The organism is Vibrio sp. YIC-376 (genome assembly GCF_052353105.1).
Lineage (GTDB): Bacteria > Pseudomonadota > Gammaproteobacteria > Enterobacterales > Vibrionaceae > Vibrio.
This window is the reverse complement of the sequence record NZ_JBBWFK010000019.1, coordinates 1-22,979: the sequence shown is the minus strand read 5'-3', so window position 1 is coordinate 22,979 and position 22,979 is coordinate 1. Positions and strand designations below refer to the sequence as shown.

The following is a 22,979-nucleotide window of genomic DNA, read 5'->3' as shown; positions in this document are numbered from 1 at the left end:
ATTTTACTATTTGTTTACATTTTAATGGGTTAATGAGTGGTTTGTTATTAAAACTAGTCAGTAAATCAAAACTCATCTGTATAAACAGTGGGCTAGTACATTCACAGTCTCGTCAGTGATCACGCAGTTTCGCTTGAAATCCAAACATAGATGTCATTTGGGTTTATAGTTTATGCATTCTTTTTCAGCTTCGATAGATGAAATAAAAATGATAACAAAGACAAAAACAATATTATTTATGCTAGGAATGGTGTTGGCAGGGTGCTCTTCAGTTACATCGCCAAAAAACGATACAGCCGAAAGTATTCAGCAAAAGTGTGCTGTGATTCTTAGCAGCCATGTACCAGATGATCAGCGTTGGCAAGTCTACAATGACTTACTGCAAGAGTATGTCACTTATAAAGTGGACAATCAGACCGATTTTGAACGTTTCAATGCATTTATTCAGGAAGTACAAATGGATGAAACCAGAGAGTTAATTACCGAGTTAATGGAAGTAACTGATTGGGGATGTGCAAACGGCAATTATCTCGAAGAAATGGACTTGTTTATCCGGGAAGTACAAAAATAAGTAAACCGAGCGTTGGAGCGCTCGGTTATGCTGAAACGTTCAGGCTTACTCAGTCACGCCATTGATTTATTCTTCAGGGTAATCTCCCTTGTTTTGATTTTCCGCTTTCGCTTTCCAATGTTCGCTCGGATCATATGCCTCATCGCATAAGTCAACGGTATAGCCCATTTCTGTAATTTCTTTCAGGGTGAGGTTGTCAGCAATCTTCGCAATGTCACCCGCTTTGTTACGTAGTTCCATGATTTATCCTCCGTTGTACCTAAGTGACTTCAATATACTGAAACAAGCATATCGAGGTAACTTTAGTATAAGTATATATCCCCAGCGACGATTATGATGTCTAAAACCATGCTTTTTGTATGACTAATAGGGCAATGATTTGCGCTAGCTCGTGTAATTCACATCAGCACAATGGAGATATAGCGTGTTTTGTGATTTATTGACTCGTTCATTTGTCTTTAGGAAGGAAGATTTATGGTGATTCTAGATCATGTACTTGCGCAGCAGATCGTCGACAGAACCATGTCTATTATCGGTCACAATGTGAATGTGATGAATTCAGCGGGCATCATTATTGGTAGTGGTGACCCTAAACGAATTGGTCAGGTTCACGATGGTGCTGTACTGGCGCTCAGTCACGGTGACTCTCTCGAGGTGAATGAACAACAATGTTTGACTCTGCAAGGCGTGAAGCCTGGTATTAACATGCTGCTCAAGTTGCACGGTGAGGTGGTGGGTACCGTTGGTGTTACTGGCGAGCCTGATAAAATTCGCGATTTTGCCAAGTTGGTAAAAATGACCGCAGAACTCACCATTGAGCAAGCTGCGCTAGTAGAAAAATTTCAGTGGGACAGGCGTCATCGGGAGGAGTTTATTCTTTCCTGGATTAAGGGAGGCTTAACCGAAGAAGAGATCAAAGATTGGGCGATGCGTCTTTCTATCGATATTACTCAGCCTAGGGTCGCTACGGTGATCGAAGTCTCTACGACTTCCGCTTCGAATAGCATGAAGAGTGTGAGAAATATCGTCGAGTTGCTAGAGTATCCGGAAAGAAACAACCTTGTTGCGATCGTCTCGGTGAATGAAATCGTGGTGCTCAAACCTTGCCACTGTACAAAGCAATGGGACAGCAAAATAGAAAGCGAACGGATTGACAAGTTGATGTCTCGATTAAGCGATTACGATTTTCATACCTTTCATATTGCGCTTGGGCAATTGTTCGTTGAACCTAAAGACGTACCCTTATCGTATCAAAGTGCGAAACAGGTTATGGCCGTCGGGAAGCAGTTTCATCCAGATAAACGCAAATACTTGTTTGATGAGTTACGCTTGCCGGTACTTTTAGCGCCGTTGGCTGATATTTGGCAAGGTGAACAAATTATTGATAGGGTGAAACTGTTGAGGGAAAAAGATAAATCTGGTCAGTTACTGAAAACGCTTGATGCGTTATTTGAGTGCAATGGTAACGTTAAGGAGTGTTCTAATGCTCTGTTTATTCATAGAAATACCCTCAGATATCGTCTGGAGAAAATCACAGAGATTACTGGCTTATCAACCACAAATTTTGTAGGGTTAGCTGAGCTTTATATTGCGACACGCCTCTCAAAAATGACCTAGCGTTGTGCATTTGCACAATGAAGGTCATTTTTAAACGAGATCATTTGTCACTCCGCCTAAAGGAATTTACTAGCAAACGATTGATAATTCTAATGTCCCTACATATTGAAGTGAGCCTACTTGGTCTTGCTCGATAAAATAAAAATAAATGGAGTTATCATGACCCTTATATTAATCCTGCTCGGGGTGATTGCGTTTATCGTGCTCACCACTACCAAATTTAAGTTACATCCATTTTTAGCCTTAATCATCGCAGCGTTTCTTGCCGCGTTTGCTTATGGCTTACCTGCTGACAGCATCGCCAAAACCATCGCTTCTGGATTTGGTGGTATTCTCGGCTACATCGGCTTGGTTATCGTTCTGGGTACCATCATTGGTATTATTCTGGAGAAAAGCGGCGCTGCGATCACCATGGCAGATACGGTCATTAAAGTTCTGGGTGAGCGTTTCCCAACCTTAACCATGAGTATCATCGGCTATATCGTTTCTATTCCGGTATTCTGTGACTCTGGCTTTGTTATCCTTAACTCATTGAAAGAATCGCTTGCCAAACGTCTGAACACGTCAAGTGTGGCGATGAGTGTAGCGTTAGCGACAGGTCTATACGCGACGCACACTTTTGTACCGCCAACTCCGGGCCCAATTGCTGCCGCAGGTAACCTTGGTCTGGAATCTAACCTTGGCTTGGTTATTGGCGTGGGTGTCTTTGTCGCAGCTGTCGCAGCGTTGGCTGGTATGTTATGGGCAAACCGTTTCAAACATGTTGAGCCAGATGGCATCGATGTTGCCGAGGAAATTCAACATGATTGGAAAGCTCTGAAAGCCTCTTACGGCAAACTGCCAACTGCAAGCCAGGCATTTGCTCCAATTTTTGTTCCAATCTTACTGATCTGTTTTGGCTCTATTGCTAAATTCCCAAGCCTGCCTCTCGGTGAGGGCATGTTGTTCGATGTACTGACTTTCCTCGGCCAACCTTTAACGGCATTGGTGATCGGCCTGTTTCTTTCTGTTCGTCTATTAAAATCGGATAAGAAGATTGAAGAGTTTGGCGAGCGTATTAGTCAAGGTATCACTGCCGCAGCACCTATTCTTTTGATTACCGGTGCTGGTGGTGCGTTTGGTACCGTACTAAAAGCGACACCACTTGGTGATTATCTTGGTACTACTCTGTCTGCATTAGGTGTCGGTATTTTCATGCCATTTATCGTTGCTGCTGCCCTGAAATCCGCGCAAGGTTCTTCTACGGTCGCACTGGTAACGACGTCTGCTCTGGTTGCCCCAATGCTGGCACAATTGGGACTGGATTCAGAAATGGGTCGAGTGCTGACAGTAATGGCGATTGGTGCTGGCGCGATGACAGTTTCACATGCAAACGATAGTTTCTTCTGGGTTGTTTCCCAGTTCAGTCGAATGTCAGTAGGTTTGGCTTATCGAGCACAAACCATGGCAACTCTGATTCAGGGTGTCACTGCGATGGCATTGGTATACATTTTGACTCTCGTTCTCTTATAAGTCTCAGGAAATAGATATGAAAGTGGTAATTGCACCTGATTCATTTAAAGAAAGTTTAACCGCCAAGCAAGTAAGCGACGCGATTAAGACAGGCCTTGCTCGAGTTTGGCATGATGCCGAGTTTGTTACGGTTCCGGTAGCAGATGGAGGAGAAGGCACGGTTCAATCGTTGATTGATGCAACACATGGTGAGCAAGTGTTCACTACCGTTATGGGCCCTTTAGGAAATGAGGTTCAGGCGTTTTACGGTATCCTTGGTGATGGTGAAACTGCGGTGATTGAAATGGCAGAAGCCAGTGGTTTACATCTTGTCCCAACTGACGCACGTGATCCTAAACTGACCAGCAGTTTTGGTACTGGCCAGTTGATTAAACATGCTTTAGAACGCGGTATGCAACGTTTAATCATTGGCTTAGGAGGAAGTGCGACTAATGACGGTGGTGCAGGTATGTTGGCTGCGTTGGGAGTTAACTTTCTTGATGAGGCCGGGAATGCAATTGCCGCAAACGGCGGTGGTTTAGTTAATCTTTCCTCCATCGACATTTCAGGTCTCGACTCTCGTTTAGCGCAATGTGAGATACTCGTCGCGTGTGATGTTGATAATCCTCTTTGTGGAGAAAAAGGTGCTTCGGCAATCTTTGGTCCACAAAAAGGGGCAACAGCATCCGATGTCGCTACACTGGATAACGCTTTGCTTAAATTTGGTGAGTTGACTGAGCAAGTCACAGGTAAGCATGTACTAACCCGTGAAGGAGCCGGTGCCGCCGGTGGGATGGGAGCAGCACTGTTAGGATACACGCCTGCTCGTTTACAGCCAGGAATTGAAATTGTATTGGAGACGGTCAAACTAGCGGATCTTGTTGCCGATGCTGATATCGTATTTACTGGTGAAGGAAGAATTGACCACCAAACGGCTCATGGGAAAACCCCGATGGGGGTCGCTAAGGTAGCGAAGCAATTTAACTTACCAGTGATCGCGTTAGCTGGCTGCGTGGGCGATAACTTCCAAGCCGTTTATCAGTGCGGGATTGACGCTGTATTTCCTTGTGTGCCAAGAGCAATGAGCCTGGCAGACGCAATGAAAGAAGCTGACACAAACGTGGCGAATTTAGCCGAGAACGTTGCCCGGTTATGGTTGATGAAATAGTCGGTTTCTATCCAAGACATTAAGGATAAAACTCCACTTCGCGTGGAGTTTTTTATTGCTATGGCGAAGCATCTTAGCCTGCTACAAGCTCTGACAAACAGCGAATCTGCTTCGGGATGGCTTTCCCCGGTGCTGGCTCACCCGCCGCGTTAAACCAAATTGTATTCAGCCCTGCTTCCATCGCGGGGTAGATGTCTTTGCTCGGCAAGTCTCCAACCATGGTCAATTCTCTTTCGCTGACACCAAGTTTTTTAGCAATGGCTTGGTAAAATTCAGCGCAATTTTTTTCAATGCCAATATTAGAAAAACAGAAATAACCACTGATGTATCGGTCTAAATCGACACGCTGGAAAGCTCGCTGTACATCTTCCATAACAGAGTCTGATGCACTAGTGGCAATATAGATCTGATGGTTTTTGGAGAGCATTGCCAACGTTTCTTTGGCCTGTGGGATTGTCTTCACCGTGTCCCATTCACACATTTTGCCTTGTGCATGAGGGAAGTCCACCATCAATGTGTCTCCCCAATCGAAAAGATAAATCATGTTTGAAACTCCAATATTACTCATCTGCACTCAAATAACTTGCTTAGATTTCCAGAGCGTAGATCTTGTCTGCGTAACGATTACCACCGATCTCATAAGCATCCGGGATAACTTTTACCAAGGTAAATCCACACTTTTCCAACACTCGTTCAGAGGCGATATTCCCCTCTGTCACTGTGGCGGAAAACTGGCTGAGCTGATGTTGAGTACGTGCCCATTTAATTACGGCTTCGAGAGTCTCGGTGCCCAATTGCTTGCCATGAAACTCTGACAAAAGTAAGTAGCCTACTTCAGCGGTTCCGTTTTGGAGAACAAAACCTGTGATTCCGATAGGTTGCTTAGATAACGCGTCTTTGATTACAAAACAGAGCCAGTGTTCACTTTCTGGTGTCCAGATTGACAAGCGTGATGCAAATTTCTCTTTTAACTGCTCCTCGTTGGGGGCGTCGAAACAAAGAGAGATGATATCTCTATCGGTGTGCAAGCGCTGAAAAAGCCCCCAGTCATCTTCCGCGATTTGGGTCATTACTGTCCTGGGAGTCGATAAGTAAATTGGCATAGGCTTCCTATTTGTATCAATCTGGAAGCTCAGTGTCTCACCTTATTTATCCATTGTTCAAATGGTTGCATTTAGAAAGGTTATTTATTTTATGAGCCCTAATTATTCAAAAATTAATACTGCGAATCTATTTAATGAGAGCTAAATAGCAACATTTCATTCTTGAGTCTTTAATATCAGTTGCGTATGACCTGGATCATATGCGTCCTACCCCTAAAGTATTAATTTGCGAACTATAATCACAATTTGTGAGCAATTGTTGCGAGTTATTACAATGAAAAAAAGCACTTTTATTTTGTTATTAGCGGCTGGGATTGGGCTAGGTTGGTTAACTCTCGGCGGAACGGCAGCGGTGATGCATTACACCTCAGATACTGAGTTTTGTGTCTCATGCCATACGATGGATATTCCATATAAAGAATATCAAGGTTCGGTTCACTTCAGTAACGCAGAAGGCATTCGTGCAGAATGTTCAGATTGCCACATTCCACAAGAACCCATGGATTATTTGATCACGAAAATTCGTGCGTCAAAGGACATCTACCACGAGTTTATAACGGGTAAGATTGACACTCCGGAAAAATACGAATCACATCGTAAAGAAATGGCTGAAATGGTTTGGGCACAGTTCCGCGAAAATGACTCTGCAACCTGTCGTTCGTGTCACGACTATGATGCCATGGAAGAGTTCGAGCAATCTCGCGATGCAGCGAAGATGCACGAATACGGAATCGCAAACAACCAGACCTGTATCGACTGTCACAAAGGTGTGGCTCACTTCGCACCTGAGGTGGAACTTGATAGCAAAGCGTTTGAAACCTTAATGAGTTTTACAACCAGAACGTCTCCCGGTGCGAAAGTGGTGTACCCAGTCACTGCCATCAATATGGGTGAGTTGGGCACCATCAATCCAACAACGAAATTGGAAGTGGAAAACGCGGAAGGTGATGCTCGTACGGTTACGTTGAGCGCGTACCAAATGAAAGGTGCGGAACAAGTGCTTTACATGGGGGAAGGTCAACGCGCTATTGTGGCGACACTAACTGAGCAAGGCCAACAAGCGCTTGAGGGCGGCGAATTTACAGCCGATGTATACGGCAACGAATGGCGCTCTGTCTCTTTAACCGGCACGATTGATTCTCCAGTTGTTGATACGCTTGACCCGGTATGGTCATACGCAGAAGAGTTGGACAATGTTTATTGTGCCACTTGCCATGCGAAGATTCCTTCAAATCACTTCACGGTGAATGCATGGGGACCGGTCGCGAAGAGTATGGGTGATCGCACGGATATTACTGCCGAGAACCTAGAAATTCTAACCAAGTTCTTCCAGCACCACGCGAAAGATGTGGTTGGTCACTAAAGAGAAATAGAAGGATAAAATTATGACTAATATGACCCGCCGCGGATTTCTAAAAGGCACTGGTATGGCAGCTGGTGCGATGGCATTCACTTCGTTTGCTCCGCTGTCTGTTGCCTCTTCAGATGCACGAGGTAAAGGCATTTTAACGGCTGGACGAATGGGTCCAATTCTGTGCGAAGTACAAGATGGCAAACTGGTTTCTACGACCAATGCTTTACCTCAGACTGTGCCAAACAGCCTGCAAAGCACTGGGCCTGATCAAGTGCATACTAAGGTCCGCGTAAAATACCCAATGGTTCGAAAAGGCTATCTTGCGAACCCGTCTGCACCTGAAGGAGTACGTGGTAGCGATGAGTTTGAGCGTATTTCCTGGGATAAGGCTTACAAGCTGATTCATGAACAACACATGCGTATTCGCAAAACCTACGGACCAGCCTCTGTTTTCGCGGGTTCTTATGGTTGGCGCTCGAGTGGTGTGTTACACAAAGCGCAAACCTTGCTGCAACGTTACATGAGTATGGCGGGCGGTTACTCTGGCCACCTGGGTGATTACTCAACCGGTGCGGCTCAGATCATCATGCCGCATGTCGTCGGTTCTATTGAAGTTTACGAGCAACAAACTACTTACCCCGTTGTTCTTGAGCACAGTGATGTGGTTGTACTTTGGGGGTTGAACCCAATCAACACACTAAAAATTGCTTGGAGTTCAACCGACTGTGCCGGTCTGGAGTTTTTCCATCAACTGAAAAAATCGGGTAAAACGGTGATTGCTATTGACCCGATTCGTTCTGAAACCATTGAGTTTTTCGGCGAAAATGCTGAGTGGATCGCACCGCATCCAATGACGGACGTGGCGATGATGATGGGTATCGCTCACACCTTAGTGAAACAAGGTAAGCACGACAAAGCCTTCCTCGATAAATACACCACCGGTTACGACAAATTCGAAGCGTACCTGATGGGTAACGAAGATGGCGTTGAAAAATCGGCTGAGTGGGCGTCAGGCATCTGTGGCGTGCCTGCTAAACAGCTAGAACTGCTGGCTGATATCTTCAGTAAAAACCGCACTATGTTAATGTCTGGCTGGGGGATGCAGCGTCAGCAATATGGTGAGCAACGTCACTGGATGCTGGTTACGCTGGCAACCATGCTGGGTCAAATCGGTCTGCCGGGCGGTGGTTTCGGGCTCTCCTACCACTATTCAAATGGTGGAAATCCTGCTCGTGATGCTGGGGTGCTTCCGGCTATTTCCGCATCATTGGGTGGTGGCTCTTCTGCAGGTAACGACTGGGCGGTATCTGGTGCTGTGCAAAGTTTTCCTGTTGCACGAATTGTAGAGGCGCTGGAAAACCCTGGCAAAATGTATCAACACAATGGTCATGAACTCACATTCCCTGACATCAAGATGATTTGGTGGGCTGGTGGCGCGAACTTTACTCATCACCAAGATACCAACCGTCTCATCAGAGCGTGGCAAAAACCTGAACTGATAGTGATTTCAGAACCTTACTGGACTGCGGCTGCGAAGCATGCCGATATCGTTCTGCCTATTACCACGTCGTTCGAACGTAACGATATGACTATGACGGGGGACTACAGCAACCAACACTTAGTACCGATGAAGCAGGTGGTGGAGCCGCAAGGTGAAGCGAGAAACGACTTCGATGTATTTGCGGATATGGCCGAGATGATTGCTCCAGGGGGGCGTGATGTTTACACCGACGGCAAAACGGAGATGGAATGGCTGTACGGTTTCTATAAAGTGGCGCAACAAGGTGGCCGTGGCTCTCGTGTGGCAATGCCAAACTTCAGTAAATTCTGGGAAGATAACCAGCTGATCGAGATGAAGTGGAACGAGAAAAACGCTCAGTTTGTTCGTTATGCCGATTTCCGTGAAGATCCTGTTTTGAACCCTCTTGGTACGCCAAGTGGCAAAATTGAAATCTACTCGAAAACGATTGAAGGTTATCAGCTAGAAGATTGTCTACCACATCCTGCTTGGTTCGAACCAACAGAATATACAGGCAACGCGCAAGAAGACGAGTTACAGCTAATGACAGCACACGCCGCGCACCGTCTTCACAGCCAGTTTAACTATGCGAAAATCCGCGAAGAGTACGCGATTGCAAACCGCGAACCAATTTGGATTCACCCGGATGATGCAAAACCTCGCGGGATTAAAACGGGCGATCTTGTGCGTGCATTTAACGGCCGAGGACAGGTGTTGGTTGGCGCAGAAGTGACGGATCGCATTAAGCAAGGTTCGGTATGTATTCACGAAGGTGGCTGGCCAGATCTGGATCCGAATACTGGGATATGTAAGAACGGTGGCTGTAATGTGCTGACACTGGATATTCCGACCTCAAGACTCGGCAATGGCTGTGCAGCAAACTCAGCGCTGGTTCGTATCGAAAAATACACAGGTCCAGAGTTAGAACTAACAGCGTTTGAACCACCAAAAAATGGCTAGAAAAAGTAGCGCTTGAAAGCAAGAAGCCAGCATTACGCTGGCTTCTTTTTTCTAAATATTGTTCACATTAGCGCGGAGCGAGAGAAACAAACGGCACCTTCTTGGTGACCTGAAATGTTGGCAGAAAAGTAAATATCACCGCCACAAACACCACTGAGCCAATCAAATCTTCGACGCGATGCATACCTAACCACAAGCGACTGTACGCGACACTGACTCCCCATAACCAGAGTGCAAAAGCGGAAACATAACACTGTTTTTGCAACATCAAGCCACCAAAGAAGGCCAGACATATCGCTACGAAAATCGTGTGACCTGAAGGAAAAGAGTAGTCTTTTTCTCCTTGCCAATGGCGTGTTCGCCAATCGCTGACTTTGTTTGAGACTTGGTTTATCACACTTGCTTGTTGTTCTGTGGTGAGTTGATAGAAAGCCTCTGGTGTTTCTATAAGTTGCTCGGCGGCAAGATACTCGGTGTATGGTCGCGGACTTTCCGTCATCAACTTTAAGCCTGCTTTACATGCAAAACCAATCACTAGCAGCAATCCAAGCATGGATATCTTCTGCATCCATTCTGTAGGAGTGGGTTTAAATCGATAGAGAGACAAGACGAGTATGGTCAGCGTGATAAGAAACCCCTTACTACCAGCGGAGTCGGTCAACAAAGTAAAGGTAATGCCTAGGCTATCTGGTATTGAAGAGGAGAGGTCCTGATATGAAGAAGAGAGTGATAGTGGAATGATGCCAAGAATAAACAAGGCGAGCATCATCAATCCGTATTTTTTGGTTTTCATTGAAAGCTTTTGTTTTTACAACTGTGAAAATAGGCAGCTATCTTACGCTAATTTGAGTAGAAATCTTATCAACCGGATGTCAATTCAAATCAGCTGAATGAAATTTGGGTATAACGTTTTGCTCTAAGGTGAAAACAGAACGGACGCTTGTCTCCAAGCGTCGTAAAGTGATGGTTGGAAACAGCTCAACTCATTAAGCTAAGTAAGTACTCACAAGCGCTTTTGGGATCGGCGGCATGACAGATTGCCGATACCAGTGCCAAACCGTGTACGCCAGTCGCGCTTAGCGTTGGAATGTTGGTTTCATTAATGCCACCAATTGCGACGATTGGAAGAGAGGTGGTACTGAGTGCCATTTTCAAACCATCAATGCCCCAGTGTTTCTGGGTATTGGTTTTGGTCGGTGTTGCATAGATAGCGCTTAAGCCAATGTAATCGACAGGCAGAGCATCGACTTCCGCCAGTTGCTGTTCATTCTCGATAGATAAACCGAGGATTTTGTTTGGACCAATCAGTTCGCGCGCTATATGCGCTGGCATGTCAGATTGCCCGAGATGTACGCCGTCAGCATCGACAGCAAGCGCGACATCGACTCGATCGTTGATGATTAGTGGCACATTGGTGTCTTTGAGGATCTCTTTTACCGCTTGAGCCCGCTCGATGAAAGCACGCACGTCTCCATGCTTCTCACGAACTTGCACCATGGTTACGCCACCTTCCACTGCTTTGCTGACCACATGCTTGAGCGTGGCTAGGTCTTGTTGGTCATCGGTGACCAAATACAAACGATAGGCGTTCATTTTGTTTCCTTTATGCCTCCGGCCCATTGTATGAGATGGAGGCATCGTTTTTTAGTTACGCTTCGATGACTTGAAGTTTTAGTCGATTCGCTAATGTTTGTTCATCAAGCTGATACAACTCATCAAGCAACGTTAATTGTAAGCTGCCTGGACCACGAGCTTGTTCAGCGGCGATTTCACCCGCTACGCCAAGTACGGCAGCTGCCGCCAAACCTGTTTCATCGCCTACAGCGGCAAACGCACCAGTGAGTGCGGAAAGCGTACAACCCATTCCCGTTACGTATGGCATCATCTCATGGCCATTACTGAGTGTTACGGTCTGCGATTTCGTCACGATGTAATCCGTCTCGCCAGAAATCACGACGTTTGCGTCATACTCTGCAACGAGGAACTGCGCCGCGCCTAATGCTGCATCGCTACTGTCTAGGGCATCGACACCTTTGCTCTGAGCTTGTTCACCAGCCAGAGCTATGATTTCCGATGCGTTACCACGAATGATAAGTTTGTCTGCCAAGCGCGCAATTTGGCGGGACGTTTCTGTTCGCAGTGAACTTGCGCCACAGCCCACAGGATCTAGGATGACGACCTTACCGTTTGTATTGGCTTGTTCTACCGCGAAGAGCATACGTGGTGTCCAAACACTATCGAGCGTGCCAATGTTGATCACTAGCGCGCCGGCAAATGACATCATTTCTGCCATCTCTTGTTTTGAGTGCGCCATGATTGGAGATGCGCCGATAGCAAGCAGAGAGTTCGCCGTGTTGTTCATCACAACGTAGTTAGTAACGTTCACGACTAATGGTTTGTGTTGACGTACGGCGGTCAATGCTTGAGTAATTTGTTCAATTAACATGTCTATTCTCCAATTAATCTTGCTGAGCGTTTAAGCCTTGTTGCCAGAAAGCCACTTCCATCCGAGTTGCCGTTTTGAATACCTGAATCAGATTCTGGCCGCGCTGGCTGTTGATGTCGATTTCAGCCAGTAGCTCGTTAAAGTGCTCTGCGCCTTTCGCCACGCCAGACTGAAATTCTTCACCACCATAGAGGGTGATCCAGCTTGCGTACGGGTTACCTTCGATGACAGTGTTTTCATCGTCTATCAGCATTTTGCCAATAGCGGCATAACCGATAGAGCAGGGTGCTAATGATGCGTACAGGTCAACCAAATCACCGGTCATACCTGCATCCAATACATAACGCGTGTAGGCAACGGTGCCGAAATCTTCCTGTTCGTTTTCCAGATCGGATTCAGTTAAACCCCATTGACCACAGTAAGTTACGTGATGAGCGATTTCTGAATCCAGCAACGCGTGAACACTCGGTAGTGCGCGGCGCATGTCATACAAAGTACGTGCTTTATAAATCGCTAATGCATAAGCGCGAGCGTATTGCTTTAGAAATAAAAAGTCCTGTTTTAAATAATGCAGAAAACAAGGCTGAGCAAGCGTACCGTTCGCCAGTTGCTGAACGAAGAGGTGCTCTGTGTATTCCTGCCAATCTTGACGGCAAGCGTTTATCAAATCTTGGTATTTCATAAAGGGATAATCTCGGGATCAGTCAAAGCTAGGCACGTAATCTTTTGCTTTTGGTAGCGTTTCGATGATTTTTTGTGAGTACATGAACTCGGCGTAATCGTCGTAGCGTTTTAGATCAACCGCGGATGGGCGAAGAGCGAAACGGGTCAACGTGTCATTCCAGGCGCGTTGGTTAAGTTCGTTGTCCAGTGTGTCTGGTGAGTAAGCAACAAACTCTTTCCAAGATTCTTTTGGATGGTTCACGATGTAAGTGGTTGCTTGCTCAAGCGCTTTGTTGAAGGCTTTGATGGCTTCTTTGTCGTACGTTTTTGCATTCGCGACAAAAACAAGTTCGTCATATGCAGGCACGCCGTGCTCTTCCGGGAAGAAGGCTTTGGCTTTGTAACCCTCTAACGCAAGCTGGTTGGTTTCGAAGTTACGTAGTCCACCCCAAATCGCATCCACTTTGCCTGATGCCAGAGATGAAGATAGTGCCCAACCTACGTTGATGATTTGTACGTCAGAAAACTTCACATTCTCTTGTGCCAACATTGTGCCAATTGTTGCTTCTTCATTACCCGCGATAGCAATACCGATCTTCTTGCCTTTTAGATCAGCAAGGCTTTCGTTTTTACCGTTGTTCAGCACCATCATGGTATTCAGTGGAGTCGCGATGAGCGTTGCTGAGCGGATTAGTGGCAGACCAGCTGCAACATCAATCGTCAGACTTGGCTGGTATGAAATTGCCATATCCACTTTGCCCGCGGCGACCAGTTTAGGTGGCGTGCTTGGATCAGCAGGCTCTTGAATGTTGACCTTCAAACCTTGCTCTTTGAAGTAGCCACGCTCTTTCGCAATAACGATAGGGCCGTGGTTCGGGTTCACGAACCAATCCAACATCAAAGTCAGCTCTTTTTCGGCCGCCAGTACGTTAGTTGATACAATAGAAGCAAGCAGAGCTGCAGCGCTAATAAGTTTGTTTTTATTCACGGGTATTGTTCCTTTTAGTGATCTCTATTTGTTTGATCTATTTGCTTTCCCAAGGGATGGCTTTTTTCAGTAATTTGTCAGTGATGAAGTAGAGGGCGATGGACAGCACGGCAAGGATAAACAGCGCTGCAAACATTTCGTCGATGATCATGCGCGCGTTGGCTTGCAGCATCAGATAACCCAAGCCTTCACTTGAACCGACCCACTCGCCAACGACAGCGCCAATCGGGGCGATAACCACCGCGACACGAATACCAGAGGCCAAGGTCGGCAGTGCCGCAGGCAATTGAATGTGACGCAGCAGTTGCCATTTCGAAGCGCCCATCGTTTTGGCCAAATCCAGATATCCGGTTGGGGTATTGCGTAAACCGTCGTAACAACAAGTCGTAACAGGGAAAAAGATGATGATCGCTGCCATCACGACTTTTGATGCGATGCCGTAGCCAAGCCAAAGCATCAGAACGGGAGCGATGGCAAACACCGGAATCGCCTGGCTTGCAATCAGAATTGGGAGTAGCCAGCGTTTTAGCGGTTCGAACAGCAACATTTGCAGCGCAAACAGCAAACCCATCGACAAGCCGAGTCCGAGACCAAGCAGGATTTCCTGCGCGGTGACCCAGGTGTGTGCGAGTAACACGTCATAACGGGAGAGCAATCTATTCAGCACATCAACTGGTGCAGGCAAAATGAAGCTTGGCATATTGAACGCCACGACAATCAGTTGCCACAGGCCTAAGATGACCACCGTGCTGATCACCAAGCGTAGAATCGGATGGGTGACTCGTTCTTTCTTGCTGATACGTGCCGAGACGGAGTTGTATTGAGTCATATCACTCATAATCTTTCTCCAGCTGATCCAAGATCGCTTGTTGCAAGGTGGCACATTCGCCATCAAGCACGCGAGGGAGCATAGTATTTGGCACCAGCAGATGCTTAGCTTGTGCTGGTGAGCCTTGCAGTACATACAACTGGTTGGCAAGACGAACCGCTTCTTGCGGATCGTGAGTAATCAGCACGACTGTTTTGCCTTTGAGCAGCGTGGCGGATAAGGTTTGCAGTTTATGGCGAGTAACGGCATCGAGTGCAGAGAAAGGCTCGTCCATCAAGACCAGAGGTTTGTCTTGCATCAGAGTACGAGCCAGTGCCACGCGTTGGCGCATACCTCCGGAAAGCTGGGCTGGTTTGGCGTAGGCGTAGTCAGCTAATCCAACTTGTTCGAGCAATTGAATAGCACGCTGTTTTTCATCTACTGAATTTGAGTTGGCGTGAGAAAAGCGGGAACTCAGGCAGACGTTGTCCAGCGCATTGAGCCACGGCAACAACAAATCCTGCTGTGCCATGTAAGCGATGCGCTCGTGTAAAGCAATCCCGTCAGTGGTAGTCAGTTCCCCTTGCCATATAACCTGATCATCTAGCAGACCGGCGAGATAACGCAAAATGGTGGTTTTACCGCAGCCACTTCGTCCCAATAATACCGTCCACTGCCCGGCAGGAATGGTCATGTTTACCCCTGCGAGCGTAGGTGTCTGGCTGTCGTTGTATTGCAGACTGGCGTCTCTAAACTGAATACCAATTGCATTAGCGCACATAAGTGTGGCCAGCAAAGAAGTGGTGAACCGGGCCGTGACCTTTACCCACTTCCAGCTCATCCGCATGGGCGATGGCTTGAGAGATATACTGCTTACCTAAATGCACGGCTTTGTGCAGGTTGTTGCCTTGGCCAAGGTAAGAGGCAATCGCAGAAGAAAGGGTACAGCCCGTACCGTGTGTGTTCTTGGTTGGGAAACGTTTTGAACTGATCAATTCTGCAGAATCCTGCATGATTAGCAGGTCATTGCTGTTTTTATCTTTCTCCAGATGACCGCCTTTCAACAATACCGCTTTAGCGCCAAGAGCACGAAGATCTGCAATCATCTCATTCATTTCAGCTTCGGATTCTGGTACAGGTTTCCCAGTTAACGCTGCACCTTCCGGAAGATTGGGGGTGATGATGTCAGCGAGAGGAATGAGCTCTTCTTTTAAAGTGCTAATTGCGGAGTGCTCCAGCAATAAATCACCGCTGGTGGCGACCATAACAGGGTCAATGACCAGATGCTTCGGTTGGTATTGTTTAATTTTGTCAGCAACCACTTTGATGATGTTGGAATCGGCTAGCATGCCGATTTTGACGGCCACGATATTTAGGTCGGTAAAAACGGCATCGAGTTGGCTTTCTACATGATCGAGTGGAATAGGAAAAATGGCGGAAACGCCTTGAGTATTTTGTGAGGTAATTGCAGTAATGACAGAGCAAGCAAAACTGCCCGTTGCAGACATGGCTTTGATGTCTGCCTGAATACCTGCGCCGCCACCGCTGTCTGATCCGGCGATCGTCAACACGATAGGGGTAGTTGTTGATGGCGTCTTGTGTGAATAAGGCTGTGAATGCTGCGTCATGGTCGCTCCTATTACAAGACGTATAGGAACTGACTTTGACCGTTGTGAGCAGAGCGTTTATCGGCTCCGCTATAGCGTGCCTAGGAAGTTAGGCGAAAGGCAAAGTGCTAATAGTTCCCTACGTCAGTGCTAACTGAATCAGGTTCAACGGGTCTCGAATTTCGATCTCAGCCAACGCGTATTGCGTGGCCCCCCGACTATTTCGCAAGGATGATAGCAGGACCCTTACTCAAGGGATACGTTTTTTGAGTGTTCATTTGTGTGTTGTGAGTGATAGAGTAGGCTTTATATGTTTTGTAGTGCGGAATTGACCAGTGTAACTCTCTGGTTTATGTGCATAAACTGGAATATTAAATAAATAATCGTGGTCTCACTTAGCAAGGATTAGCACAAAACAAGGTTAAAATAATGTTAAAATTTAACACGTTGCCAATTTAACTTTGCTGAGTTTTCGCAAGTTATATAGGAAGGCTAAGACGATCATCGAGCAAGGAGACTTCATGCTTAATTCTGTAACAGCGAAGTCAGTGATCGATCATGCTCTCTTTTTAGGAGCTGATTTCGCTGAGCTATTCGTTGAACATCATCAAACTAACACCGTCCAGATCGCTTCTGGTGAAGTGGATAAGGTCAATTCAGGTATCGATTTTGGTATCGGTATTCGCCTCTTTTTTGGCCATAAAGTGCTTTATGGTTACACCAACAGCACAGACGAAGCGGAACTTAAACGCGTAACCTCGTTGCTAGCGGCGAAAGACAAACGTGAGCAAATCGCATCAGCGGGTTCTCTTAATTTAAATCGCTATCCAGTTCAGCACGGTTGTCGTTTCGCACTCAGCAAAGACGCCAACCTGGATTCTAAAATCGCTTTCCTCTTAAAAGTCGACCAAGCGGCGCGAGCTGAAAGTGAATACATCAGTCAGTTTATTGGTAGCGTGCTACAGCGAGAGCAACAGGTCACAATCTTCAACTCGGAAGGCTTACACGTTGACGATACACGTCACTATGTTCGAGTTGCAGGCAGCACTGTAGCGCAAAAAGGCAATGAACAATCTTCTGGTATGGAAGGTCCTGGTGCGCTGGCTGGCTGGGAATTTAGTGAACAACTGGATGCTAAAGAACTCGGTCAAACTATTGCACAACAGGCTTTGGTTAAGCTTGGCGCAGATGCTTGTCCATCAGGCGAAATGCCAGTGGTTATCGGCAATGGTTTTGGTGGTGTTATCTTCCACGAAGCGTGCGGTCATTTGCTTGAAACTACATCGGTTGCGAAGAAGGCGTCAGTATTCCATGACAAGATGGGAGAAATGATTGCTCATACTGCCGTGAGTGCGGTCGATGACGGCACCATGACCAATGAGTGGGGCTCAATTCATGTCGATGATGAAGGTATGCCTACTCAGCGTACTCAACTGATCAAAGACGGTAAGTTAACCAGCTTTATGGTCGACAAAATGGGCGGGATGAAAACGGGTTATGAGCCAACAGGTTCAGGACGTCGCCAAAACTACAAGTTCGCCCCGACATCACGTATGCGTAATACCTTTATCGAAGAAGGCGAGCATTCACTTGATGATATGCTGGCGGGTGTTGAGCGTGGGATTTACGCCAAGAAAATGGGCGGTGGCTCTGTTCAACCGGGTACGGGTGAGTTCAATTTCGCAGTACGTGAAGCTTATCTGATCGAAAACGGCAAAATCACTAAACCGCTTAAAGCGGCGACGCTTATCAGCACCGGTCCTAAAGTACTGCAAGAAATCAGCATGGTGGGCAAGGACATGGCGCTTGCTGCGGGTATGTGTGGATCAGTGAGTGGTGCGGTACCAACAACAGTGGGCCAGCCTTCGCTGAAAGTGGACAATATTCTGGTAGGAGGTGGTAACTAATGAGCCAAGAACAACAACTTCTTAATGCCGTTGATTACGTTCTATCAGAAGCAAAACGCCAGGGTGCAGAAGCGGATGTGATAGTAAACCGAAACAGCAGCTTCTCTCTGAAAGCAAACCAAGGCAAGCTGGATGAATATAAAGTAAGTTCAAGTCAGGTATTGGGTGTACGAGTAGTGAAAGACGTGCGAGTAGCGACAAGTTACTCTGAGTCTTTAGAACTGCCAAGCCTAGATTTGATGCTGACTAATGCATTACAAAGTGCGCGCTTTTCAAAGCAAGATGAACATCAAATGATCAGCTGTATAAACAGTCAGATCACCACTGATGTGGCGGAGATAGTGCAGGAAGGCACCACTTCTGTTGATGAAAAAATTGAGCTGTCGCTGGCACTTGAGCAAGGTGTGGTGAGTCTGCCTCACGCATCAAGCTCTCCTTACAATGGCTACAGTGATGGTGAAACTCAGCTGATCATTGCTAATACGCAAGGTACTTTGTGTCAGCACTTTGAACGCAGTTTCAACTGTTATGCGTACACTCTTTTTGAAAAAGATGGTAAGCAGTCTATGGCAGGTAAAATGTCAGTTGGCCGTCGCTTCGATGAGTTGAGCGCGGCTTACTGTATTGAAGGGAGCTACAACTTAGCACGTGACCTTCTTGATGGTCGTCCTGTCGCAACGGGTAACTACCCAGTCATTTTCGATATCGATGAGCTAAGCAGTTTGTTCGATGCATTTGGTAGTGCGTTCTCTGGCGTAAGTGCTGTGAAAGGTATTACGCCATTGGGTAACAAAATTGGTCAAAGTGTTGCGAGTGAGTTGATTACTTTTACGGACACTGCGTACATGGCAAACGGTATGGCGATTTGTGGCTTCGATAGCGAAGGTTTTGCAACTCAGGACAACGTTTTAATTGCAAATGGTCAGCTCAATACGCTATTACATAACAGCCATACCGCAAGCTACTTCGGTGTTGCTTCAACATCAAGTGCCGCACGCGGAGCTAAATCGAGCTTAGATGTTGCTGCCAACCATAAAGTCATTACAACGGGTAAGAGCAGTGCTTCTGAAGTTAAAGCGGGTGAGTACCTTGAGCTTGTTGAGCTGCAAGGTGTTCATTCGGGAGCTGATGTCGTCAGCGGTGACTTCTCGTTTGGTGCGAGTGGTTTCTTATGCCGGGACGGTCAACGAGTTCAGCCAGTGCGTGGTATTACTGTCGCGGGTAACTTCTACAAAATGCTACAAGAAGTGGATGCGGTTGGAGATACTCAGTTGATTAATGGCAGTCGAACCTTCTTCGCACCAGATGTGCGTTTTGCACGTTTGAGCATCGGCGGCAAATAAGCCTATCATTCGACACTCAGAAACCAAAAAGAGGACTCAATTGAGTCCTCTTTCATTATCTAACGATCAGTAAGCGAAACTATTAGTAAGCGAAGAACTAGAACTCGCGAATATCCAGCTCATTGTGAATTAATACCACGCACTGAGAAGCAAACAGCATCTTAGGACCAAGGCTAATCTTTTCTGTGCCCAGGCGTTTCAAACTGTTGAATGACTTCTTCGGCATTGGAATGTGGTCAGTCAATAAGAAGCAAGGGTTTGCTCCAATTTCTGCGTCACGAACGAATTCGCCTTTTTTATCCAACATATATAGCTGGTGGTCTTCTGCCAGTTCTTGAACCAAACGCTCGAAACTAATTGTACGAACAGTAATACCCGGCTCAACGTCACGAAGCTGCTCTTTGCCCATACCAACTGATGCGTCCAAAGCGCGCGCTACTGCAGCGATCAACGTCGACTCGTGGAATCCGCCAATATTAGTAATATCATTAGAGCGAATCGTAATGGTGCGGGAGTAATCTTTAGTGCTCTCCAGAACTAAGTGCACAACCACATCCTCACGATGTGATTGAGCGACGAACATGGTGTTCATCATGGTGTGAGCAAGGATCTCGGTATGTGCTTCCTGACCTATACCTTCTAGCAGTGCTTTGCTTGTGGTCGGTGCTGCACGAGCTCGTAAAACAAAAGAGCGCATGAATTTAGCCTCTATATATGAAGAGTGAATGCGCGGAGTATATACCTAAGCATGTTGTGGATGCGAATTTAATAGCAATTATGAACTTACTTACAAAGCTTCGATTGTGGTGTCGGTTATCACCGCTAAAATAGGGGTAATCCTTGAGGAGTGGTATATGGAAATTAAAAAAATAAATAAAGAAGTCTACAGAAAGAAAGTAAATTTGGTTATTGGTGGTTTTGTTGTATTGCTTGCTGTGTCGTCATTAGCGTTCAGTACTCTATTAATCAGTCTTTTTGGAAATATCGATATTCAACCGGAACAATCGACGGGTAACTTTCACTGGAATTTGATCGGTGTGCTTCTGTCGCTTGCTACGTCCTTCTCTTTATTGAACCAGCTTAAAACTCGTCCTTACATGCAAGAGGTGTTGTATGTTTGGAAGCTCAAGCAGTTGCACAACAAGATTTACCGCAAGTTAAAGAATATTAAAGTGGCCGCGAGTTCTGATGATTTGAAAGCGCTAACCATTCTTAAGTTCTACTACACCACTCAAAAGCAAGTGTTTGAGTTAGACAACAACACACTTACGATGACTAGCGTAAATAAAGAATTGGAAGCGATTAAAGGCATCGAAGTGAGTAAATCGTTATCAATCGATATTACTCGTTTCGAAGAGGTGTGGTTAGATACATATTGATTGCTTAATCACTACCTTTGAGTAACATTTTAGTGCTAAAAATAAGCGTTTGAGTGAAATTTCATCACTCGGCGCTTTTTTTTAAATTTTTTTTCTAAAAAAGGGTTGCCAAGAAAAATCATCTCCCTATAATGCGCCTCCGTTGTCAGGGCAAAGCGGAAACGCAAAAGCAGCTGGCAATGAGGCGAAATAAAAGCTTCTAAAAATTAATTTAAAAAGTGTTTGACACCAAGAATTAGTTCATTAGAATACGCCTCCGCTCTGAGAGAAAAAACTTCTCGAAAAGCAAGCTCTTTAACAATATAGACCTATCAATCTGTGTGGGCACTCGTTGATGATAATCCAAAAGATTTATCAATGAACTGAGTGACCAAAGAGTCGCAAGACTCAGCACAGTCAATTCAGTAGTGAATAGTATCTAGACCCTAGGGTTCTAGGTCCTAGGAACTACAAATCAGTATTCATTGAGCCGAAGCTTTTAGCTTCAAAAAAACTTTAAATTGAAGAGTTTGATCATGGCTCAGATTGAACGCTGGCGGCAGGCCTAACACATGCAAGTCGAGCGGCAGCGACAACATTGAACCTTCGGGGGATTTGTTGGGCGGCGAGCGGCGGACGGGTGAGTAATGCCTAGGAAATTGCCCTGATGTGGGGGATAACCATTGGAAACGATGGCTAATACCGCATGATGCCTTCGGGCCAAAGAGGGGGACCTTCGGGCCTCTCGCGTCAGGATATGCCTAGGTGGGATTAGCTAGTTGGTGAGGTAAGGGCTCACCAAGGCGACGATCCCTAGCTGGTCTGAGAGGATGATCAGCCACACTGGAACTGAGACACGGTCCAGACTCCTACGGGAGGCAGCAGTGGGGAATATTGCACAATGGGCGCAAGCCTGATGCAGCCATGCCGCGTGTGTGAAGAAGGCCTTCGGGTTGTAAAGCACTTTCAGTCGTGAGGAAGGTAGTGTGTTTAATAGATGCATTATTTGACGTTAGCGACAGAAGAAGCACCGGCTAACTCCGTGCCAGCAGCCGCGGTAATACGGAGGGTGCGAGCGTTAATCGGAATTACTGGGCGTAAAGCGCATGCAGGTGGTTTGTTAAGTCAGATGTGAAAGCCCGGGGCTCAACCTCGGAATAGCATTTGAAACTGGCAGACTAGAGTACTGTAGAGGGGGGTAGAATTTCAGGTGTAGCGGTGAAATGCGTAGAGATCTGAAGGAATACCGGTGGCGAAGGCGGCCCCCTGGACAGATACTGACACTCAGATGCGAAAGCGTGGGGAGCAAACAGGATTAGATACCCTGGTAGTCCACGCCGTAAACGATGTCTACTTGGAGGTTGTGGCCTTGAGCCGTGGCTTTCGGAGCTAACGCGTTAAGTAGACCGCCTGGGGAGTACGGTCGCAAGATTAAAACTCAAATGAATTGACGGGGGCCCGCACAAGCGGTGGAGCATGTGGTTTAATTCGATGCAACGCGAAGAACCTTACCTACTCTTGACATCCAGAGAATCTGGCGGAGACGCTAGAGTGCCTTCGGGAACTCTGAGACAGGTGCTGCATGGCTGTCGTCAGCTCGTGTTGTGAAATGTTGGGTTAAGTCCCGCAACGAGCGCAACCCTTATCCTTGTTTGCCAGCGAGTAATGTCGGGAACTCCAGGGAGACTGCCGGTGATAAACCGGAGGAAGGTGGGGACGACGTCAAGTCATCATGGCCCTTACGAGTAGGGCTACACACGTGCTACAATGGCGCATACAGAGGGCGGCCAACTTGCGAAAGTGAGCGAATCCCAAAAAGTGCGTCGTAGTCCGGATTGGAGTCTGCAACTCGACTCCATGAAGTCGGAATCGCTAGTAATCGTGGATCAGAATGCCACGGTGAATACGTTCCCGGGCCTTGTACACACCGCCCGTCACACCATGGGAGTGGGCTGCAAAAGAAGTAGGTAGTTTAACCTTCGGGGGGACGCTTACCACTTTGTGGTTCATGACTGGGGTGAAGTCGTAACAAGGTAGCGCTAGGGGAACCTGGCGCTGGATCACCTCCTTATACGA

General features: G+C 46.6%; 21 protein-coding genes, 1 rRNA gene and 1 riboswitch. Of the genes, 10 read left to right on the top strand and 12 right to left on the bottom strand.

The window, feature by feature from the left end:
- Positions 1-208 precede the first annotated feature (208 nt).
- Positions 209-571 (top strand): hypothetical protein, encoded by a 363-nt coding sequence (locus tag WJM94_RS22050; RefSeq protein WP_444496317.1) that lies wholly within the window; start codon positions 209-211, stop codon positions 569-571.
- Between the two features lie 66 nt (positions 572-637).
- On the opposite strand, the gene WJM94_RS22045 is transcribed toward WJM94_RS22050, so the two are convergent.
- Positions 638-811: a hypothetical protein gene (locus WJM94_RS22045; RefSeq protein WP_444496316.1), complete on the bottom strand. Its 174-nt coding sequence runs from the start codon at positions 809-811 to the stop codon at positions 638-640.
- Between the two features lie 234 nt (positions 812-1,045).
- Here WJM94_RS22045 and WJM94_RS22040 point away from each other — a divergent pair, with 234 nt between their 5' ends.
- The 3 genes from WJM94_RS22040 to WJM94_RS22030 all read left to right on the top strand — a co-directional run bounded on the left by WJM94_RS22040 (position 1,046) and on the right by WJM94_RS22030 (position 4,847).
- Positions 1,046-2,188, top strand: coding sequence for a sugar diacid recognition domain-containing protein (locus WJM94_RS22040; RefSeq protein ID WP_444496315.1), 1,143 nt, complete (start codon positions 1,046-1,048; stop codon positions 2,186-2,188).
- 159 nt (positions 2,189-2,347) lie between these two features.
- Complete coding sequence (locus WJM94_RS22035) at positions 2,348-3,700, top strand: GntP family permease (protein WP_444496314.1); 1,353 nt, start codon at positions 2,348-2,350, stop codon at positions 3,698-3,700.
- 16 nt (positions 3,701-3,716) lie between these two features.
- Complete coding sequence (locus tag WJM94_RS22030; RefSeq protein ID WP_444496313.1) at positions 3,717-4,847, top strand: glycerate kinase; 1,131 nt, start codon at positions 3,717-3,719, stop codon at positions 4,845-4,847.
- A 73-nt stretch (positions 4,848-4,920) separates the two neighbouring features.
- Here the strand turns inward: WJM94_RS22030 and WJM94_RS22025 are convergent, their stop codons facing one another.
- Positions 4,921-5,391, bottom strand: coding sequence for an HAD family hydrolase (locus WJM94_RS22025; protein ID WP_444496312.1), 471 nt, complete (start codon positions 5,389-5,391; stop codon positions 4,921-4,923).
- A gap of 43 nt (positions 5,392-5,434) precedes the next feature.
- Entirely contained in the window at positions 5,435-5,950 is a 516-nt protein-coding gene (locus tag WJM94_RS22020) for a GNAT family N-acetyltransferase (RefSeq protein WP_444496311.1), read from the bottom strand.
- A gap of 274 nt (positions 5,951-6,224) precedes the next feature.
- Between WJM94_RS22020 and WJM94_RS22015 the strand changes: the two genes are divergently transcribed.
- Positions 6,225-7,313 carry a NapC/NirT family cytochrome c gene (locus WJM94_RS22015; RefSeq protein WP_444496310.1) on the top strand — a complete coding sequence of 363 codons (1,089 nt, stop codon included), beginning with the start codon at positions 6,225-6,227 and terminating at the stop codon, positions 7,311-7,313.
- A 22-nt stretch (positions 7,314-7,335) separates the two neighbouring features.
- Positions 7,336-9,783, top strand: coding sequence for a molybdopterin guanine dinucleotide-containing S/N-oxide reductase (locus WJM94_RS22010; protein ID WP_444496309.1), 2,448 nt, complete (start codon positions 7,336-7,338; stop codon positions 9,781-9,783).
- 67 nt (positions 9,784-9,850) lie between these two features.
- Here WJM94_RS22010 and WJM94_RS22005 read toward each other — a convergent pair whose 3' ends face one another.
- From WJM94_RS22005 to thiD, 8 genes are all read right to left on the bottom strand, one after another.
- Positions 9,851-10,576: a phosphatase PAP2 family protein gene (locus WJM94_RS22005; RefSeq protein WP_444496308.1), complete on the bottom strand. Its 726-nt coding sequence runs from the start codon at positions 10,574-10,576 to the stop codon at positions 9,851-9,853.
- A gap of 185 nt (positions 10,577-10,761) precedes the next feature.
- Positions 10,762-11,376, bottom strand: a complete 615-nt coding sequence (gene thiE, locus WJM94_RS22000) for a thiamine phosphate synthase (RefSeq protein ID WP_444496307.1) — start codon at positions 11,374-11,376, stop codon at positions 10,762-10,764.
- A 55-nt stretch (positions 11,377-11,431) separates the two neighbouring features.
- Entirely contained in the window at positions 11,432-12,229 is a 798-nt protein-coding gene (gene thiM / locus WJM94_RS21995; RefSeq protein WP_444496306.1) for a hydroxyethylthiazole kinase, read from the bottom strand.
- 13 nt (positions 12,230-12,242) lie between these two features.
- Complete coding sequence (gene tenA / locus WJM94_RS21990; RefSeq protein WP_444496305.1) at positions 12,243-12,911, bottom strand: thiaminase II; 669 nt, start codon at positions 12,909-12,911, stop codon at positions 12,243-12,245.
- A gap of 18 nt (positions 12,912-12,929) precedes the next feature.
- Complete coding sequence (locus tag WJM94_RS21985; protein WP_444496303.1) at positions 12,930-13,880, bottom strand: ABC transporter substrate-binding protein; 951 nt, start codon at positions 13,878-13,880, stop codon at positions 12,930-12,932.
- A 37-nt stretch (positions 13,881-13,917) separates the two neighbouring features.
- Positions 13,918-14,718: an ABC transporter permease gene (locus tag WJM94_RS21980; protein ID WP_444496354.1), complete on the bottom strand. Its 801-nt coding sequence runs from the start codon at positions 14,716-14,718 to the stop codon at positions 13,918-13,920.
- Positions 14,711-15,469, bottom strand: a complete 759-nt coding sequence (locus WJM94_RS21975; protein ID WP_444496301.1) for an ABC transporter ATP-binding protein — start codon at positions 15,467-15,469, stop codon at positions 14,711-14,713. Before WJM94_RS21975 ends, WJM94_RS21980 begins: the two co-directional genes overlap by 8 nt.
- Entirely contained in the window at positions 15,459-16,316 is an 858-nt protein-coding gene (gene thiD, locus WJM94_RS21970) for a bifunctional hydroxymethylpyrimidine kinase/phosphomethylpyrimidine kinase (protein ID WP_444496300.1), read from the bottom strand. The genes WJM94_RS21975 and thiD overlap by 11 nt, the downstream gene beginning before the upstream one ends.
- A 98-nt stretch (positions 16,317-16,414) precedes the next feature.
- A riboswitch (TPP riboswitch) is annotated at positions 16,415-16,522 on the bottom strand.
- Between the two features lie 294 nt (positions 16,523-16,816).
- Between thiD and WJM94_RS21965 the strand changes: the two genes are divergently transcribed.
- Together WJM94_RS21965 and WJM94_RS21960 are read left to right on the top strand one after the other, a co-directional pair.
- Positions 16,817-18,202 (top strand): TldD/PmbA family protein, encoded by a 1,386-nt coding sequence (locus WJM94_RS21965; RefSeq protein WP_444496299.1) that lies wholly within the window; start codon positions 16,817-16,819, stop codon positions 18,200-18,202.
- A complete protein-coding gene (locus WJM94_RS21960; RefSeq protein WP_444496298.1) occupies positions 18,202-19,545 on the top strand; it encodes a TldD/PmbA family protein in 1,344 nt (447 codons plus the stop codon). Before WJM94_RS21965 ends, WJM94_RS21960 begins: the two co-directional genes overlap by 1 nt.
- A gap of 97 nt (positions 19,546-19,642) precedes the next feature.
- Here WJM94_RS21960 and trmY read toward each other — a convergent pair whose 3' ends face one another.
- A complete protein-coding gene (gene trmY, locus WJM94_RS21955) occupies positions 19,643-20,242 on the bottom strand; it encodes a tRNA (pseudouridine(54)-N(1))-methyltransferase TrmY (protein WP_444496297.1) in 600 nt (199 codons plus the stop codon).
- Between the two features lie 157 nt (positions 20,243-20,399).
- Here trmY and WJM94_RS21950 point away from each other — a divergent pair, with 157 nt between their 5' ends.
- Both WJM94_RS21950 and WJM94_RS21945 read left to right on the top strand, forming a co-directional pair.
- On the top strand, positions 20,400-20,924 hold the full coding sequence (locus WJM94_RS21950; protein WP_444496296.1) for a DUF3087 domain-containing protein: 525 nt from the start codon (positions 20,400-20,402) through the stop codon (positions 20,922-20,924).
- Positions 20,925-21,421: 497 nt separating this feature from the next.
- Positions 21,422-22,974 (top strand): 16S ribosomal RNA (locus tag WJM94_RS21945).
- Positions 22,975-22,979: the final 5 nt, after the last annotated feature.

Bases quoted from the DNA above. Each gene is read 5' to 3' on its own strand.
- WJM94_RS22050 (WP_444496317.1), top strand. From the start codon at position 209: ATGATAACAAAGACAAAAACAATATTATTTATGCTAGGAATGGTGTTG.
- WJM94_RS22045 (WP_444496316.1), bottom strand. From the start codon at position 811: ATGGAACTACGTAACAAAGCGGGTGACATTGCGAAGATTGCTGACAAC.
- WJM94_RS22040 (WP_444496315.1), top strand. From the start codon at position 1,046: ATGGTGATTCTAGATCATGTACTTGCGCAGCAGATCGTCGACAGAACC.
- WJM94_RS22035 (WP_444496314.1), top strand. From the start codon at position 2,348: ATGACCCTTATATTAATCCTGCTCGGGGTGATTGCGTTTATCGTGCTC.
- WJM94_RS22030 (WP_444496313.1), top strand. From the start codon at position 3,717: ATGAAAGTGGTAATTGCACCTGATTCATTTAAAGAAAGTTTAACCGCC.
- WJM94_RS22025 (WP_444496312.1), bottom strand. From the start codon at position 5,391: ATGATTTATCTTTTCGATTGGGGAGACACATTGATGGTGGACTTCCCT.
- WJM94_RS22020 (WP_444496311.1), bottom strand. From the start codon at position 5,950: ATGCCAATTTACTTATCGACTCCCAGGACAGTAATGACCCAAATCGCG.
- WJM94_RS22015 (WP_444496310.1), top strand. From the start codon at position 6,225: ATGAAAAAAAGCACTTTTATTTTGTTATTAGCGGCTGGGATTGGGCTA.
- WJM94_RS22010 (WP_444496309.1), top strand. From the start codon at position 7,336: ATGACTAATATGACCCGCCGCGGATTTCTAAAAGGCACTGGTATGGCA.
- WJM94_RS22005 (WP_444496308.1), bottom strand. From the start codon at position 10,576: ATGAAAACCAAAAAATACGGATTGATGATGCTCGCCTTGTTTATTCTT.
- thiE (WP_444496307.1), bottom strand. From the start codon at position 11,376: ATGAACGCCTATCGTTTGTATTTGGTCACCGATGACCAACAAGACCTA.
- thiM (WP_444496306.1), bottom strand. From the start codon at position 12,229: ATGTTAATTGAACAAATTACTCAAGCATTGACCGCCGTACGTCAACAC.
- tenA (WP_444496305.1), bottom strand. From the start codon at position 12,911: ATGAAATACCAAGATTTGATAAACGCTTGCCGTCAAGATTGGCAGGAA.
- WJM94_RS21980 (WP_444496354.1), bottom strand. From the start codon at position 14,718: ATGAGTGATATGACTCAATACAACTCCGTCTCGGCACGTATCAGCAAG.
- WJM94_RS21975 (WP_444496301.1), bottom strand. From the start codon at position 15,469: ATGTGCGCTAATGCAATTGGTATTCAGTTTAGAGACGCCAGTCTGCAA.
- thiD (WP_444496300.1), bottom strand. From the start codon at position 16,316: ATGACGCAGCATTCACAGCCTTATTCACACAAGACGCCATCAACAACT.
- WJM94_RS21965 (WP_444496299.1), top strand. From the start codon at position 16,817: ATGCTTAATTCTGTAACAGCGAAGTCAGTGATCGATCATGCTCTCTTT.
- WJM94_RS21960 (WP_444496298.1), top strand. From the start codon at position 18,202: ATGAGCCAAGAACAACAACTTCTTAATGCCGTTGATTACGTTCTATCA.
- trmY (WP_444496297.1), bottom strand. From the start codon at position 20,242: ATGCGCTCTTTTGTTTTACGAGCTCGTGCAGCACCGACCACAAGCAAA.
- WJM94_RS21950 (WP_444496296.1), top strand. From the start codon at position 20,400: ATGGAAATTAAAAAAATAAATAAAGAAGTCTACAGAAAGAAAGTAAAT.